The sequence below is a fragment of the Phocaeicola sp. ICN-14070 genome (assembly GCF_037892625.1).
GTDB lineage: Bacteria > Bacteroidota > Bacteroidia > Bacteroidales > Bacteroidaceae > Phocaeicola > Phocaeicola plebeius.
The window spans coordinates 1-15,673 of the sequence record NZ_JBBKBF010000057.1 but is presented as its reverse complement, the minus strand read 5'-3'; the positions used below and the strand labels follow the sequence as shown (position 1 = coordinate 15,673).

General features: G+C 42.5%; 12 protein-coding genes and 1 pseudogene. 7 read left to right on the top strand and 6 right to left on the bottom strand.

Annotation, left to right across the window (positions count from 1 at the left end):
* Window positions 1–81 precede the first annotated feature (81 nt).
* From WKT20_RS13925 to WKT20_RS13900, 6 genes and pseudogenes are all read left to right on the top strand, one after another.
* Window positions 82–1,064, top strand: a pseudogene (locus WKT20_RS13925) (metallophosphoesterase family protein).
* Window positions 1,065–1,118: 54 nt separating this feature from the next.
* Window positions 1,119–1,781 carry a tRNA (5-methylaminomethyl-2-thiouridine)(34)-methyltransferase MnmD gene (mnmD, locus tag WKT20_RS13920; protein ID WP_118166081.1) on the top strand — a complete coding sequence of 221 codons (663 nt, stop codon included), beginning with the start codon at window positions 1,119–1,121 and terminating at the stop codon, window positions 1,779–1,781.
* Window positions 1,782–1,852: 71 nt separating this feature from the next.
* Window positions 1,853–2,722 (top strand): metal ABC transporter solute-binding protein, Zn/Mn family, encoded by an 870-nt coding sequence (locus tag WKT20_RS13915; protein ID WP_117702940.1) that lies wholly within the window; start codon window positions 1,853–1,855, stop codon window positions 2,720–2,722.
* An 11-nt stretch (window positions 2,723–2,733) separates the two neighbouring features.
* Window positions 2,734–3,501, top strand: coding sequence for a metal ABC transporter ATP-binding protein (locus WKT20_RS13910; RefSeq protein ID WP_118244425.1), 768 nt, complete (start codon window positions 2,734–2,736; stop codon window positions 3,499–3,501).
* A gap of 111 nt (window positions 3,502–3,612) precedes the next feature.
* Complete coding sequence (locus tag WKT20_RS13905) at window positions 3,613–6,945, top strand: DUF2723 domain-containing protein (RefSeq protein WP_340417530.1); 3,333 nt, start codon at window positions 3,613–3,615, stop codon at window positions 6,943–6,945.
* 139 nt (window positions 6,946–7,084) lie between these two features.
* Window positions 7,085–7,696, top strand: coding sequence for a polysaccharide deacetylase family protein (locus WKT20_RS13900; RefSeq protein ID WP_340417529.1), 612 nt, complete (start codon window positions 7,085–7,087; stop codon window positions 7,694–7,696).
* Window positions 7,697–7,763: 67 nt separating this feature from the next.
* On the opposite strand, the gene WKT20_RS13895 is transcribed toward WKT20_RS13900, so the two are convergent.
* The 6 genes from WKT20_RS13895 to WKT20_RS13870 all read right to left on the bottom strand — a co-directional run bounded on the left by WKT20_RS13895 (window position 7,764) and on the right by WKT20_RS13870 (window position 13,730).
* Window positions 7,764–8,999 (bottom strand): DUF4861 domain-containing protein, encoded by a 1,236-nt coding sequence (locus tag WKT20_RS13895; RefSeq protein WP_302462152.1) that lies wholly within the window; start codon window positions 8,997–8,999, stop codon window positions 7,764–7,766.
* 94 nt (window positions 9,000–9,093) lie between these two features.
* Window positions 9,094–9,888 (bottom strand): gluconate 5-dehydrogenase, encoded by a 795-nt coding sequence (locus WKT20_RS13890; RefSeq protein ID WP_007560139.1) that lies wholly within the window; start codon window positions 9,886–9,888, stop codon window positions 9,094–9,096.
* A 205-nt stretch (window positions 9,889–10,093) separates the two neighbouring features.
* The gene (dacB, locus tag WKT20_RS13885) at window positions 10,094–11,509 is read right to left on the bottom strand and encodes a D-alanyl-D-alanine carboxypeptidase/D-alanyl-D-alanine endopeptidase (RefSeq protein WP_340417528.1); all 1,416 of its coding nucleotides are present in this window, start codon (window positions 11,507–11,509) and stop codon (window positions 10,094–10,096) included.
* A gap of 13 nt (window positions 11,510–11,522) precedes the next feature.
* The gene (lpdA, locus tag WKT20_RS13880; RefSeq protein ID WP_118440987.1) at window positions 11,523–12,863 is read right to left on the bottom strand and encodes a dihydrolipoyl dehydrogenase; all 1,341 of its coding nucleotides are present in this window, start codon (window positions 12,861–12,863) and stop codon (window positions 11,523–11,525) included.
* Window positions 12,864–12,887: 24 nt separating this feature from the next.
* Complete coding sequence (locus WKT20_RS13875) at window positions 12,888–13,280, bottom strand: hypothetical protein (RefSeq protein ID WP_022053835.1); 393 nt, start codon at window positions 13,278–13,280, stop codon at window positions 12,888–12,890.
* A 27-nt stretch (window positions 13,281–13,307) separates the two neighbouring features.
* Entirely contained in the window at window positions 13,308–13,730 is a 423-nt protein-coding gene (locus WKT20_RS13870; protein ID WP_259330710.1) for a PH domain-containing protein, read from the bottom strand.
* A 177-nt stretch (window positions 13,731–13,907) separates the two neighbouring features.
* On the opposite strand from WKT20_RS13870, the gene nadB reads away from it, so the two are divergent.
* A complete protein-coding gene (nadB, locus tag WKT20_RS13865; RefSeq protein WP_118166069.1) occupies window positions 13,908–15,494 on the top strand; it encodes an L-aspartate oxidase in 1,587 nt (528 codons plus the stop codon).
* The last annotated feature ends 179 nt before the right edge of the window (window positions 15,495–15,673 follow it).

Here is a 15,673-nt window from a genome sequence, read left to right as displayed (position 1 = left end):
ATGCAAATTTTTCATGCTCAAAAGATATGACTATCTTTGCGAAAACGACCGAAAATCGTCTTCGAAAAAATTAATAGGAACATGAAAAAACTTCTTTGCATCTATTACTTGTTATGTATAGCCACACTGGCTTATGCACAAGACTTAAGATTTAATGCCAACGGAAAATTTAAAATCGTTCAGTTTACTGACGTACACTATATTTTTAATGATTCGCGCGCAGAAGTAGCCATTGAACGCATCAATGAAGTGCTGAATGCTGAAAATCCAAACTTGGTAATGTTTACTGGAGATATTATCTACGGCAAACCCGCAGAAAAAGGAATGCGCACCGTATTGGAACAGGTATCTAAACGAAAAATCCCTTTTGCTGTAACTTTCGGAAATCATGATGACGAACAAGGACTTTCCCGTGAAGAGCTATTGAAAATCATTCAACATATTCCCTATAGCCTGACTTCCACCACAAAGGGCATTTCAGGTACCACCAACTTATTCTGCCAATCAAATCATCCGATGGACAGAAGAATGCTGAAATCCTTTATATATTCGATTCCCATTCTTATTCACAGATAAAGGGCGTGAGAGGATATGATTATATCGATTTCAACCAAATTCAATGGTACCGTGAGAACAGTTCAAAATATACACAGACAAACGGTGGAACTCCCCTTCCTTCGCTGGCTTTCTTCCACATTCCTCTTCCTGAATACAATCAGGCTGCAGCCGATGAAAATGCAGCATTGTTCGGCACCCGGAAAGAAAAAGCATGTGCCCCTGTCTTAAATTCAGGTCTTTTCACCGCAATGAAAGAAATGGGTAACATTGAAGGAGTGTTTGTAGGACATGATTACGACAATGATTATGCGGTAATGTGGCAAGGCATTCTTTTAGCATACGGGCGCTACACCGGTGGAAATACGGTTTATAACAACTTGTCCAACGGAGCTCGTATTATCGAACTGACCGAAGGCGAAAAAGGATTCCGTACTTGGATTCGTACTAAGAATCATACAGAACAAGAGGTGAAATTTCCGGAAAGCTTTTTAAAACCCAACAAATAGCTCCACAAAAGAATAGCCAGATTTGTTTAACAAAAGACTGTTGATATAAAAATGATTACACTTGAACCGACGGCTGATGGAAGCAATACATTATACGTTTCTGAATTGAATGAACATTATCATTCCGTGAAAGGCGCATTGACCGAGTCAGCACATATTTTTATTCAAATGGGATTGAACCACTCTCAGGCAATAAATCCTCGCGTATTTGAAATAGGTTTCGGCACAGGGTTAAATGCCTTTCTAACCTTGTTAGAAGCAGAAAAAAACCAAAGAGCCATTCACTTTACCAGCATTGAACGATTTCCTCTTTCGGAAGAGATTGTACATAAACTGTCCTATCCAGAAACAATTGCGCCCGAAGAATGTGAGAAATTCTATGCACTGCACACTGCTCCTTGGAACCAGGAAGTAAAAATAACACCTTATTTCACATTACATAAAATAGAAAATGATTTTACTCACTTTTCATTTAGTGAATATTATGATGTGGTCTATTTTGATGCCTTTGCTCCCGAAAAGCAACCAGAGATGTGGAATCAAGCACTTTTCAATAATTTATATAACCAAATGAATCCTGGTGGAATCCTAACTACTTACTGCGCAAAAGGAGTGGTTAGGAGAATGTTGCAAGCAGCTGGGTTCACCGTAGAACGACTCCCTGGCCCTCCGGGAGGTAAAAGAGAAATTCTTCGGGCAACCAAAGAAAGAACCTAAAAATAAACAAATGCGTCTCCCGCTACCAAAAGAAACTACTATATTTGTATTATACTTTACGGCACAAACAAATGAAAAAATATTTTTTTGCTTTAATAGGTATCTTGCTTCTCACTATATCTTGTACGGGACAGCAAGGAAAAGAAAACGCCCCCACCCTGACAGTCACCATTGAGCCGTTACGGTTCTTCACAGAAGCTATTGCTGGAGATAAATTCCAGGTGGTCAGTATCGTTCCCAAAGGAGCTAATCCGGAAATATACGACCCTACTCCTCAGCAACTCGTCGAACTGGCACGAAGCAAGGCTTATTTGCGCATCGGCCATATCGGATTTGAACAAGCATGGGCAGAAAGATTGCAAGCTAACACCCCCAAACTACCTTTCTATGATATGTCACAAGGAGTAGATCTCATTCATGAAATACATCCTCATGCCCATACACATGGAAATATAGACGGAGTAGAACCTCATATCTGGAATTCAGTTTCGAATGCACGTATTATTTCATCTAATATCTGCAAAGCATTGTCTGAGATAGACCCGGACAATCAAGCTTACTATCAGACACGACTGGACAGCCTGCAACAAGTCATCAACCGTACCGAACGTGAAATGCAGAGCTATTTGGCGAACGCTGACTATTGTTTCCTGATTTACCATCCGGCATTAAGTTACTTTGCCCGAGACTACAGCCTGCAGCAAATCAGTATCGAGGAAGGAGGAAAGGAACCTTCACCGAGCCATCTGCAAGAACTGATGAAAACTTGCAAACAGAAACAAGTAAGAGTCGTATTCGTACAACAGGAATTCGATCAGCGTAATGCGGAAGTAATCGCCCAGGAACTGGGACTAAAAATCGTTCCTATCAACCCGTTAAGCTATGACTGGAACAAAGAAATGATTCACATAGCCAAATCACTGAGCAAAAACAATAACTAAAACTTATCTTAATGAACCGACCGCTTATAAGACTGACTGAGATTGCCGCTGCATACGACCAGAAAAAAGTGCTGGAACATATCAACCTGGAAATTGCAGAAAAGGATTTTCTTGGAGTTATCGGCCCGAACGGAGGAGGAAAAACCACCTTGATGAAAATTATTTTAGGCTTACTAAAACCTACGGCTGGAAAAATTCAGTTTTTTCATCAAGAAAAGGAAGTGAGTGAAATTACAATGGGGTATTTACCCCAATACAACACTATAGACAAGAAATTTCCCATTTCAGTGTACGAAGTGGTTCTTTCTGGACTAAATAAACAAAAATCATTGTTCCGTTCATTCTCTAAGGCACAGCATGACAAGGTACGGGAAACCATTGTCCGCATGGGACTGGAAGGTTTGGAACAAAGAGCCATCGGACAATTAAGTGGCGGACAACTGCAAAGGGCCTTATTGGGACGCGCACTCGTCTCCAATCCAGAAGTCGTCATTCTGGATGAACCCAATACATACATTGACAAGCGTTTTGAGGCTCGTCTTTATGCACTGTTGGAAGAAATCAACAAAGAGTGCGCCATCGTGCTGGTAAGTCACGATATCGGCACCATCCTGCAAAACGTAAAAAGTATTGCCTGTGTAAACGGCACACTGGATTACCATCCAGATACGGAGGTCTCTGCCGAATGGTTGGAAGCACATTTTGAATGTCCTATCGAACTGTTAGGACACGGCAATCTGCCTCATCGAATATTAAAATGCCATCACCATGAAGAGTAGAAGGCTGCTTTTAACGCCTTTTGCAACATTATCATTTACTTTTGAGACTTGATTAGCAAATGTTTGCTATCTTTGCCGCATTGAATTTTAACGAGAAACTAAAAATAATTCATGAAACAGTACAACAAGATTAACAATCTGGTAGGCTGGCTCGCTTTTGCAATGGCTGCATTTACTTACTGCATGACCATTGAACCGACAGCCAGCTTCTGGGACTGTCCGGAATTTATTACCACCGGATACAAACTGGAGGTAGGACATCCTCCTGGCGCACCTTTCTTCATGCTGACAGCCAACCTGTTCAGCCAATTTGCCAGCGATGCAACTCAAGTGGCTAAAATGGTGAACATAATGAGTGCCCTGATGAGTGCGGCATGTATCCTGTTCCTATTCTGGAGTATTACTCACCTAACCCAAAAACTGATTTGCCCCGATGACAAAGAGATGACTACGGGCAAGCTGATTACCATCATGGGAGCTGGTCTGGTAGGTGCACTGGCCTATACATGGAGTGATACATTTTGGTTCAGTGCGGTAGAAGGTGAAGTATATGCGTATTCCAGTCTTTTCACCGCCGTTGTTTTCTGGCTGATTCTGAAGTGGGAGAACCGGGCTAACGAGCCTCACAGTGACCGTTGGCTGATTCTGATTGCTTACCTCACAGGATTGTCTATCGGTGTACACTTGCTGAACTTACTTTGTATTCCGGCCATCGTACTGGTATATTATTACAAGAAAAACCCCAACGCCAACCTGAAAGGCAGTCTGATAGCCTTGGCTGGTTCCATGATTCTGGTAACTGTCGTATTGTATGGCATCGTACCGGGTATTGTGAAGGTAGGCGGATGGTTTGAGTTGCTGTTTGTCAACGACTTCGGCCTGCCATTTAATACGGGTGTCATCATTTACATGATTATTCTGGCCGCAAGCATCATTTGGGGTGTGTACGAAAGTTATACCGTGAAAAGCCGCAAGCGGATGAATATCTCTTTCCTGACCACTGTCGGTCTACTGGGTATTCCGTTCTACGGACATGGCTGGAGCAGCGTCTTCATTGGTATTATCGTACTGGCTATTTTAGCAATTTACCTCTTTGCCAATATCGGTGAAAAATACCGTGTCAGCGCACGCACGCTGAATACCAGCTTGCTGGCCATGATGATGATTGTGGTAGGTTATTCTTCGTATGCCGTCATTGTCATCCGTTCTTCGGCCAATACGCCAATGGACCAGAACTCTCCAGAAGACATCTTTACTTTGGGAGAATACCTGGGACGTGAACAATACGGTACCCGCCCGTTATTCTACGGACAGACTTATGCTTCCAAACCTGCATTGAAACCTACTGAAGGAGGATGCGTGTACGACGTGGAAGAAGGTGCCCCGGTATACCAGCGGAAAGAAAAGGAACGTCCGGATGAAAAAGACAGTTACGAAATTGTACGTCATAAAACAGAGTATAAATACGCTCAAAACATGTTGTTCCCACGTATGTACAGCGATGCACATGCACAGGCCTATGAAGACTGGCTGGGAGGAGTAGAAGGACGTCAGGTTCCCTACGATCAGTGTGGAGAGATGATTATGGTGAAGATTCCTACACAATGGGATAACATCAAGTTCTTCTTTATCTACCAGTTGAACTACATGTACTGGCGTTATTTCATGTGGAACTTCGCCGGACGCCAAAATGACATTCAGGGACAAGGAGAAATCGAACATGGAAACTGGATTACCGGTATTTCATTTATCGATAACATGTTGATAGGCGACCAGACGCTGCTCCCAAATGAACTGAAAAACAACAAGGGACACAACGTATTCTACTGTTTACCGTTGATTTTAGGACTTATCGGTCTGTTCTGGCAGGCTTATAAGGGAGAAAAGGGTATCCAGCAGTTCTGGATTGTCTTCTTCCTCTTCTTCATGACCGGTCTGGCCATCGTGCTTTACCTGAACCAGACACCGCAGCAGCCTCGTGAACGAGACTATGCATACGCCGGTTCGTTCTATGCATTTGCCATCTGGATTGGACTGGGAGTGGCAGCCATAGCCGAATACCTGAGCAAGAAAATCAATGAAAAGCCTGCGGCTATCTTAGCCAGTGTGGTCTGCTTGCTGGTGCCCGTGCAAATGGTAAGCCAGACATGGGACGACCACGACCGCAGCGACCGCTACACCTGCCGCGATTTCGGACAGAACTACCTGAACTCTGTACCGGAAAAGGGAAATCCGATTCTCTTTACCAACGGTGATAACGATACATTCCCCTTGTGGTATAATCAGGAAACAGAAGGTGTACGCACGGATGTACGTGTCTGCAACCTGAGTTATCTGCAGACTGACTGGTACATCGACCAGATGCGCCGTCCGGCATACGACTCTCCTTCAGTACCTATCAACTGGGATCGTATTGACTATGTATCCGGTCACAACGAAGCAGTATACGTACGTCCTGATGCCATGCCGACTATCCTTGAATTCTACAAAAAGAATCCGGAAGAGGCAGCCAAGGAGTTTGGAGATAATCCATACGAACTGAAAAACATTCTGGAACACTGGGTACGCTCACCGAAGGAAGACTTACAGATGATTCCGACCGACAGTATCGTCATAAAACTGGATAAGGAAGCCATCAAACGTTCAGGTATGCTGACACCTGATTCTATTCCGGAATACATGCATATCTCGCTGAAAGGTAAACGAGTGCTGTATAAGAGCGAACTGATGATGCTGGAAATGTTGGCCAATACCAACTGGGAACGTCCGATGTACATGGCTATCACCGTGGGTTCTGACAATCACCTGAACCTGACCAATAACTTCTTGCAGGAAGGTCTGGCTTACCGCATCACTCCGTTTGACAATGCAAAATTAGGCAGACGACTCGACAGCGAAAAGATGTACGACAACCTGATGAACAAGTTCAAGTTCGGCGGCATTGACAACCCTGACATTTACCTGGATGAAACGGTATTACGCATGTGCGATACGCATCGCCGCATGTTCGTACAGCTGACTAGCCAGTTGATTAAGGAAGGAAAGAAGGATAAGGCACTGAAAGCATTGGATTATTGCGAAAAAGTAATTCCTTCTACTACGGTTCCGCACGACTACCTGATGAGCAGCTCCAAGGAAATGGCAGAAAACTACTTGGCATTGGGACAGCAGCAGAAAGCTGAAAAGATTCTCAATGAACTGGCCAACAATGCAGTAGAATATGCTACCTGGTATTTGAGTCTGGACGATGCCCGTTTCGCAAGTTCATACGAAAACTGCATGCGTTATTTCTATATCTTGGATGATGTATGCAAGACCATAGCGCAAATGAAGGACAGCAAGACAGGTGAAGAAAATAAATCAGCTTTGCATTATGCTCAAAAGTTCGACCAGTTGTACAAACTGCTGGAAAAACGAGTAGGCAATAGCGCTCCTGCTCAATAATACAAAAGAGATTGAATGTATCAGATACAGAATGTCATTCTGAATACCACAGAGAATATTACCACCTTTGCCGGTTCAGAATGACATTCTTTCTTTTAATTCTTTCTGCAAAACAAACCTCTTAAAAACGACGAAAAACATGTTCATAGAACAACCTCCACAATTTATCCGTCTGCTTTATCCCAAAGCTTTCTGGCGTATGGATAAAAAAGAAAGAGCCGTCTACCTCACTTTTGATGACGGCCCCATACCTGAGGTGACTCCCTGGGTACTTGATTTACTGGACAAATATGGAATAAAGGCCACTTTTTTCATGGTAGGCGATAATGTAAGGAAGCATCCCAAAGAATTCCAGATGGTAGTGGAACGCGGACACCGTATCGGGAATCATACTTTTAACCATATACGAGGATTCGAGTTTTTAAGCCAGAATTACTTGGCCAATACCGATAAAGCCAATGCTTATTTGCAGACCAACTTATTTCGTCCTCCTCACGGACACATGCGATGGATGCAATACCATGTGTTGAAAAAGAAATACCAGATTGTGATGTGGGATTTGGTTACGCGGGACTACAGCAAGCGGCTCAATGGTCCGCAAGTATTTGAAAAGGTAAAGAAATATGCCCGGAACGGTTCTATCATCACATTTCATGACTCTCTGAAATCGGAAGAAAACCTTAATTATGCTCTTCCCCGCTCCATTGAGTGGCTGTTAAAGGAAGGATATGAATTCAAAGTCTTTCCCTAAGAAACAGAAAGGCGCAAAGCAAATCCTTGTATCTGCTTTGCGCCTTTTTTATAATTATAGGTATATATTATTTCTGAATGGTAACCACCAGCGGATTACGTACCTTTTCAGCATAATCCTTCAAGTAATTTGTCCAATCTTCTGCTTTCTCAAAGCCATATTTGCTCCAGCCTGAACCCCAGTAATATACAAAATCATTACCCGGTTCATACGTAGAAATACCTAATACATGACCCAATGCATCTCCTACCGGCTTTTCAAACAACTGTGTGCTAGTCTGTACCGAAGCAGGGAATACCGCTCCTACATATACAATACCGTTACCAGCCTGAGCATTTGTGGTGGGGTCCGCATAAGAGATATATCCTTTAGCTGCATCATACGCATATCCTTCAGGATTTGCTGCATGAAGCACCAACCCTGCTGCTACCGGAGTAGCCTGTGTCAGATATTCGTATGAAACCGTAGTCTTGTTCAGCTGAGAGCCTTTATCAAGCTGTATGATACGAGTTTCTACCACATTTGAATCGTTCTTTACCACCAAAGGGTTGAATACCAGTTTCACGGTAAAACGCAAAGGCCCGTTATCCAAAATCTCATAATCTTTGTAACAATAAGGATATACAATTGCAGAATCCGGCATCAAGGCTGCAGTACCACCTCCCAAAGTAGGGCCAACCGCATAGCAGTCCATTCCGTTTCCATGGTCAATATGATAAGAGATAGCACGCGACAAGCTGTCTGCCTCCTCTTTCTTTCCAGCTTCTCTCAACGCTTTGATTTCCGCACGTGAGGCAGAATCCAGCTCCATTGCATAACGGTCTTCTACGACGAGTTCTTCTACACTCTTTGTAAAGACATCATATCCATAGGCTCTTTCTCCACTTTTCTGCAAAGCCGGACCGTATGCACGATAAGCCGCACGGTCATTCTCCCACGCAATGTCATCCAGACGTTCCGGATAGCAACGGCCATACACTACTGCATTAACCATTGAAGGAGTTCCTTGCTGTACTGTATAATTCACTGAAGCGTTTGAAGCGATAGACACAGGAAATATCACCTTCTCATCGTATGTCAACTGATAAGGAACCTCCTGAGCTTTCTCATCATAGATTACAAACTGCGCAGTGTCAGAAAGATTTAACTGCGTATAAATATCGTTTACGGGAATTTCTACCATTTCCCCTGTACGTTCTATAGCCAAGGGATTGGCAATTATCACAGTGACAGATTCTGATTTACTACATCCGGTCCACAATACAGTGGCACAAGCAGCGGCAGCAAACAAAGTCTTTCTCATAATATTATCTTTAGCTATTTACCAAAAAGTCATTCTGAGAAAGTCCATACATACTTCCCCAGAATGACATTCTATCTACAAAATAAATATTAACTTATTTAGGTTGTTTACCGATATAAGCCAAAATACCACCGTCCACATACAATACGTGACCGTTTACAAAGTTAGATGCGTCAGAAGCCAAGAATACAGCAGGACCCATCAAATCTTCCGGAGTTCCCCAACGAGCAGCCGGAGTTTTAGCCACGATAAATGCATCAAACGGGTGACGAGAACCATCAGCCTGACGTTCACGCAAAGGAGCTGTCTGAGGAGTAGCGATGTAACCCGGACCGATACCATTACACTGAATATTGAATTCACCATATTCAGAAGCAATGTTACGAGTCAACATTTTCAAACCACCCTTTGCAGCTGCGTATGCAGAAACAGTTTCACGGCCCAATTCACTCATCATAGAACAGATGTTGATAATCTTTCCGTGACCTTTCTTAATCATGCTAGGAATAACAGCTTTTGAAACGATAAACGGTGCGTTCAAATCCACATCAATAACCTGACGGAACTGGTCTGCTGACATCTCACACATCGGAATACGTTTGATGATACCTGCATTGTTTACCAGAATATCAATTACACCTACTTCTTTTTCTACCTGTGCTACGAGTGCATTTACGGCTTCTTCATTGGTTACGTCGCATACATAACCATGTGCATTGATTCCTTCTTCTTTGTATGCAGCCAAACCTTTGTCAACCAATTCCTGTTTAATGTCGTTAAACACGATAGTTGCACCAGCTTTAGCAAAGGCTGTAGCAATAGCAAAACCAATACCGTAAGAAGCACCTGTTACAAGGGCTACCTTACCTTCAAGTGAAAAGTTTACCATAATAATTATAAATTTTAAAATCTTCCGTTGCTCCCCGAAAAACAGAGAACAACTTTATGTTATTTTTCTCTCTACGCAGACAAAAATACAAAAGTTAGTCGAAATCCAGGTACAATATTTGTTCACAAAACCTATAAAATTGTGCTACTTCTTGTGTATTTATTGATTTTTTCTACTAAAAATACATTTCATCATACTTTCTTACTCAATTCATACGTATCAATAACTCACAAATTTTATCCTGTAGTTTACGAGCCTGACGAGCCTTCAGTATATTCTGATTAATGATAACAAAAGAAATTTTGTGTCCGTTCACGGATGTCAAATAACCAGCCAACGAACTAATTCCTGTAACAGTTCCTGTTTTTGCCCTTACATTACGGAATGCTTTCCCCGTACGCATTCTACCTTGAAGTGTACCGTCTACTCCTGCTACAGGCAGACAATCATAGAAAACTCGAAATAAGGATGGATGACGATAAGCATAATTTAAGTAAGCCAAAACGAGACGCGGAGATACATAATTATACAAAGAAACACCGCTTCCGTCTACAATCTGATAATTCTCAGAATCGTATCCCAGTGTATTTCGCACAAATCCTTCCACTACTCCCTGACAATCCTTAAAAGAAATATGCGAAGTATGTTTTCCATTCATACGTCCTAACTGACGGAACAAAGCTTCTGCAGAAAGATTGTCACTTTCTTTTAAAGCACGCTTCAATACAGCTTCTACCGGACGACGACAAGTATAAATCCATTGTACTGTATCGGGAGTTGTCAAAAAGAAGATACTATCTTTCGATACGGACAATCCTTCTTTCTTAAGCTTGTAACAAAACGTATCCATAAAGAACTGCTTGGAATCATACAGATTCAGCGTACGCTTACGAACAGAAGAAACACTACCGGAAACATCTATCGTATTGCCGTTTGTAAGCCAGTCACGCGTTATTTTCAGTTTTCCAGCTTCGGGATGCAGACTTATAGAACGATTGTTCAACTGATAATAATCCGATTCTGGAATAATTTCCACTACGCCAACTTTCCCTTTAGAAGAAGGAGAAACCTTAATATCCACACATCCTCTGTTCAGCATAAGCGGTGAAAGATAAGGCTGGAAAGCTTCTGGAGTATCATCCCATGACCAGCCCTCTCCCCAGTATATGGAATCCATCAAAGAAACATCACCCACGAGTTTCCCGGAAATAGCTTGTATGCCTGCCTCTTTCACGGCTCTGACCAGAAAGTCCATATCCAACTCCATAAACTCCGGATCAAAGCCTCCTTTTACGTACAGATTTCCTTTCAATATCCCTTTTTCCACCACACCGTCGTATGAAAGTGTAGTCTGAAACTGAAAATCCTTTCCTAATACATCCAAAGCCGTTACTGCAGTAATCACTTTCTCAATAGAAGCCGGCCGGTACAACTTGTCTGCCTGATAGCTATAAAGCTCCTTGCCTGCGGTTAAATCATGAACCACAATACCTACTTCCGAGGTTTTCAACAAGGGGTCGGTAGATATTAACTTGTTTAACTCATCTGTTAATAACGTCTGGGCATGAAGAAAACCGGCCCAAAGAAATAAAAAAAATAATGCTCCGCTTATCCGTTTCATTCAACACTTCAATTTATAACTCGCGAAAGATTTCGCCTACCGTAGGATGTGGAAAGACATACTTTTTCCAGTCCGAAAGTTTACGTCTGTCTTCTATCATCATTCCTGCCTGAATAATTAATTCAGAAGCCGGATTTCCCAGCAAATGTACTCCTAAAATCTCTTCATCTTCTCCTACCAGTACCTTGCAGACTCCATTCACACCTTCATTTTCAGCCACAAAACGACCTGAATAAGCTGCAGGCAAGCTTATTACACGATAGGCACGGCCTTCACGTGTAAGCGCTTCTTCCGTACAACCGACAGAAGCAATTTCCGGATTGGTATAAACAACTCCCGGTATGGCACGATAGCTCATGGCATCTGTTTTTTCTAAAATATGATGAACTGCCACCTCTGCTTCACGTACAGCCGTATGAGCCAGCAAAGATACTCCATTCAAATCACCACACACATATACTCCCGGCACAGAAGATTGCAGATGTTCATCTACTTTCACCATTCCACGCGCCGTAAGTTCCAGATTCAGGTTTTCCAATCCGAATCCGTTCATTACCGGCCGGCGTCCTACGCTCATCAACAGTTTTTCGGCACAAACGGTATTTTTTTCTTCTCCGCAAGTATATTCTATTTCTATTCCGTCTTCCTTCTGTGTCACTCCGGTTACTTTCGTATTCAGTAAGAACTTCACTCCTCTCTTGGCATAATCTGCCCGTAAAAGGCCTGACAACTCCTTGTCCATTCCTCCTAAGATTTCATCCATCATTTCCACAACCGTTACTTTCACTCCCAAGCAGTGGAAAAACGAAGCAAATTCCATACCGATAACTCCCCCTCCTACAATGACTAAAGAAGAAGGAATTTCTTTATTATCCAAAGCCTCCCGATGTGTCCAGTAGCTCACCGAATCAAGCCCTGCCACAGGAGGGATAAAAGTCGCACTGCCTGTACATACTATCATCTGTTCACACTCATACAACTCCTCACCACAACGAACAGTATGTGCATCCTGGATATAAGCTTCCCCCTGCACCAAAGTGACCTTTTGCGCCGTAAGCTTTGCCTTGATACCCAGTACCAATTTTCTGACCACTTTTGTTTTCCGGGCTACAATCTTTCCTAAGTCGGCTGAAACCTCTTTCACATTGACACCGTATTTTGATGCATGCAAAGCCGTATCGTGTACTTTCGCCGCATACAGTAAGGTCTTTGTGGGAATACATCCTTCATTCAAACAAACTCCGCCCACGTTGTTTTTTTCAAACAAAACTACATTCAGTCCTGCTTTTCCGGCCATTTCAGCAGCTGTATATCCAGCCGGGCCACCACCAATTATAGCTAATTGATACTTCATAATCCATTCAAGTTTTAGAAATGATTATTCTTCACGATAGTCTGCATGAGGATTGCGTTCTTTCGCACAAGCCACAAATCCTTTTAAATCGGCCGGGTCAAAATTAATGAACCCTTTCGTATAATATATGGTAATTCTTCCTTTCAGCAACGAATCTTTCTTACGCAATGCAATCCGTTTTACTCCATACGCCTTGATACTGCCACTAAAACCTCTTTTCAACCAAATATCCCCGTTTTCCTGTACCAGAATACGCGTCATCTGCTCATCAATCAACAATAAAACGGGAAGCACAATCGGCATCAAATTCCAATAGTTTTCTGTATGCAAAGCCATCAGCACAATGGCCACAATCACAATAATGACTCCTAACCACACTTTAAAAGGAGTTCTGCGGATTTTAAACTCACGTACCATAGTATTTTTATCAGTTAATTATTTGTCTCAATCATAAAATTGAATTACCCCGTTCTTTTTCAACAGGCAACGGATAAAATCTTCCTGATTCTTAGGGGAAAGAGAAATGGAACGGACCTTTCCATGTTTTTTAAAAACGACTTCAAGCCGCTCGAACGACAAAGCAGGTTGCCAGAAAGTCATCGAACGGACTTTCCGTATACGAAGAATCTGATCTATTTCAAGTGAAGCATTGGGGATAAACCGTCCGGTCTCTACTTTTAGCCATCCATCTCCTGTAATTACATACTGCGTATGAACCAGCATTTCGATTTCAAAAACCACCACAGTTGCACACAGAATTGTACACAGCAGATAATGTTCCCAGAAAAAAAAGAATAACAACACAGAAGTTATTCCTATCACTATCCAATACCACCAACCAACCTTTGATTGAAAAGTACGATTCATTGTCTGATTTTTTGTTTTAATTTCCCGTGAAGATAAGAAATTCTGCTTGAAAACAAAACATCTCCAACGCATCTTTAAGTATTTTAAAAATCAATCTACAGAGACACACAAAAAAGAATGCTTTTGAGCATCATATAACTGACTTTTTTGTAGTTTTGCGTTATAATACCCAATCTTATGATAAGAAAATTCGATTTTCTCGTTATCGGTTCAGGAATTGCCGGAATGAGCTTTGCGCTGAAAGTGGCGCATAAGGGTTCGGTTGCACTGATCTGCAAGGCCGGACTGGAAGAAGCGAACACCTACTATGCACAGGGAGGCATCGCTTCAGTAACCAACCTGAAGGTGGATAATTTCGAAAAACATATCCACGACACCATGGTTGCAGGAGACTGGATCAGCGATCCTGCCGCTGTAGAAAAGGTTATCTGCAATGCGCCTTCTCAAATAGAAGAGTTAATTAAATGGGGAGTAAACTTTGACAAGAAAGACAACGGAGAGTTCGACCTGCACAAGGAAGGCGGACATTCTGAATTCCGTATTCTCCATCATAAAGACAATACTGGTGCTGAAATACAGACCAGCCTGATAGAAGAAGTAAAACGTCATCCCAATATCACCGTCTTCAGCAATTTCTATGCGGTAGAAATCATCACCCAGCACCATTTGGGAATTATCGTTACGCGTCACACGCCGGGAATCAAATGCTTTGGTGCTTATGTGCTGAATGAAAAAACAGGTGAAGTAGATACATTCCTTTCTAAAATTACTGTCATGGCCACTGGAGGATGTGAAGCGGTTTACACTCATACGACCAATCCATTGGTTGCTACAGGCGACGGTATTGCTATGGTATATCGCGCCAAAGGAGTTGTCAAGGACATGGAGTTTATACAATTCCACCCTACTGCCTTGTATCATCCGGGCGACCGTCCCAGCTTCCTTATCACAGAAGCTATGCGAGGATACGGAGGTGTACTGAGAAACTTGTCGGGTGAAAAATTCATGCAGAAATATGACCCCCGCCTCTCATTGGCTCCTCGTGACATCGTGGCACGTGCCATAGACAATGAAATGAAACAACGTGGTGAAGATCATGTATACCTGGATGTAACGCATAAAGATCCGGAAGAAACAAAGAAACATTTCCCCAATATTTATAAAAAGTGCCTGAGCCTGGGAATTGATATTACGAAAGACTATATCCCGGTAGCACCGGCTGCACATTATTTGTGTGGAGGTATCAAGGTCGATTTGGACGGACAATCCAGCATCAAGCGCCTGTATGCTTTAGGAGAATGTTCTTGCACAGGATTGCACGGAGGCAACCGCCTTGCATCCAACTCACTTATAGAAGCCATTGTTTATGCGGATTCTGCCGCTAAACACGCCCTTAGTGTACTCGACCGTTACGATTTCAACGAAGATATTCCGGAATGGAATGCAGAAGGCACTATCAGTAACGAAGAACGAATTCTGATTACACAAAGTATGAAAGAAGTTAATCAGATTATGGAATCGTATGTAGGTATTGTACGAAGCAGTCTCCGTCTGGTGCGTGCATGGAACCGTCTGGATATTCTCTATGAAGAAACAGAGCGCCTGTTTAAACGTGTAAAGGCTTCCAGAGAGATTTGCGAGCTCCGTAACATGATTAATGTAGGTTACCTGATTACTCGCCAGGCAATGGAAAGAAAAGAGAGCAGAGGGCTTCATTACACGATTGACTATCCTCATCCAAGCAAAGACAACGTAGAGAAATAAAATCTATAATTGATATTTTCACAAGCCGGGGTAAATGCTCCGGCTTTTTTAATGTTCTTCTCTGAAAATCCTACTAAACACAACATTCTAAAATATGCCCCTCTTCCAAGCTAATTTTCGTACGTTTTAAGCGCATCCGGATGATCCGATAAAGAATGATTCTCCTTTTCGGAGAAAAC

Excerpts from the sequence above, each read along its gene's own strand:
- lpdA (WP_118440987.1), bottom strand. The coding sequence starts at position 12,863 with ATGAAGTATCAATTAGCTATAATTGGTGGTGGCCCGGCTGGATATACA.
- WKT20_RS13875 (WP_022053835.1), bottom strand. The coding sequence starts at position 13,280 with ATGGTACGTGAGTTTAAAATCCGCAGAACTCCTTTTAAAGTGTGGTTA.
- WKT20_RS13890 (WP_007560139.1), bottom strand. The coding sequence starts at position 9,888 with ATGGTAAACTTTTCACTTGAAGGTAAGGTAGCCCTTGTAACAGGTGCT.
- WKT20_RS13895 (WP_302462152.1), bottom strand. The coding sequence starts at position 8,999 with ATGAGAAAGACTTTGTTTGCTGCCGCTGCTTGTGCCACTGTATTGTGG.
- WKT20_RS13905 (WP_340417530.1), top strand. The coding sequence starts at position 3,613 with ATGAAACAGTACAACAAGATTAACAATCTGGTAGGCTGGCTCGCTTTT.
- WKT20_RS13900 (WP_340417529.1), top strand. The coding sequence starts at position 7,085 with ATGTTCATAGAACAACCTCCACAATTTATCCGTCTGCTTTATCCCAAA.
- nadB (WP_118166069.1), top strand. The coding sequence starts at position 13,908 with ATGATAAGAAAATTCGATTTTCTCGTTATCGGTTCAGGAATTGCCGGA.
- dacB (WP_340417528.1), bottom strand. The coding sequence starts at position 11,509 with ATGAAACGGATAAGCGGAGCATTATTTTTTTTATTTCTTTGGGCCGGT.
- WKT20_RS13915 (WP_117702940.1), top strand. The coding sequence starts at position 1,853 with ATGAAAAAATATTTTTTTGCTTTAATAGGTATCTTGCTTCTCACTATA.
- WKT20_RS13910 (WP_118244425.1), top strand. The coding sequence starts at position 2,734 with ATGAACCGACCGCTTATAAGACTGACTGAGATTGCCGCTGCATACGAC.
- WKT20_RS13870 (WP_259330710.1), bottom strand. The coding sequence starts at position 13,730 with ATGAATCGTACTTTTCAATCAAAGGTTGGTTGGTGGTATTGGATAGTG.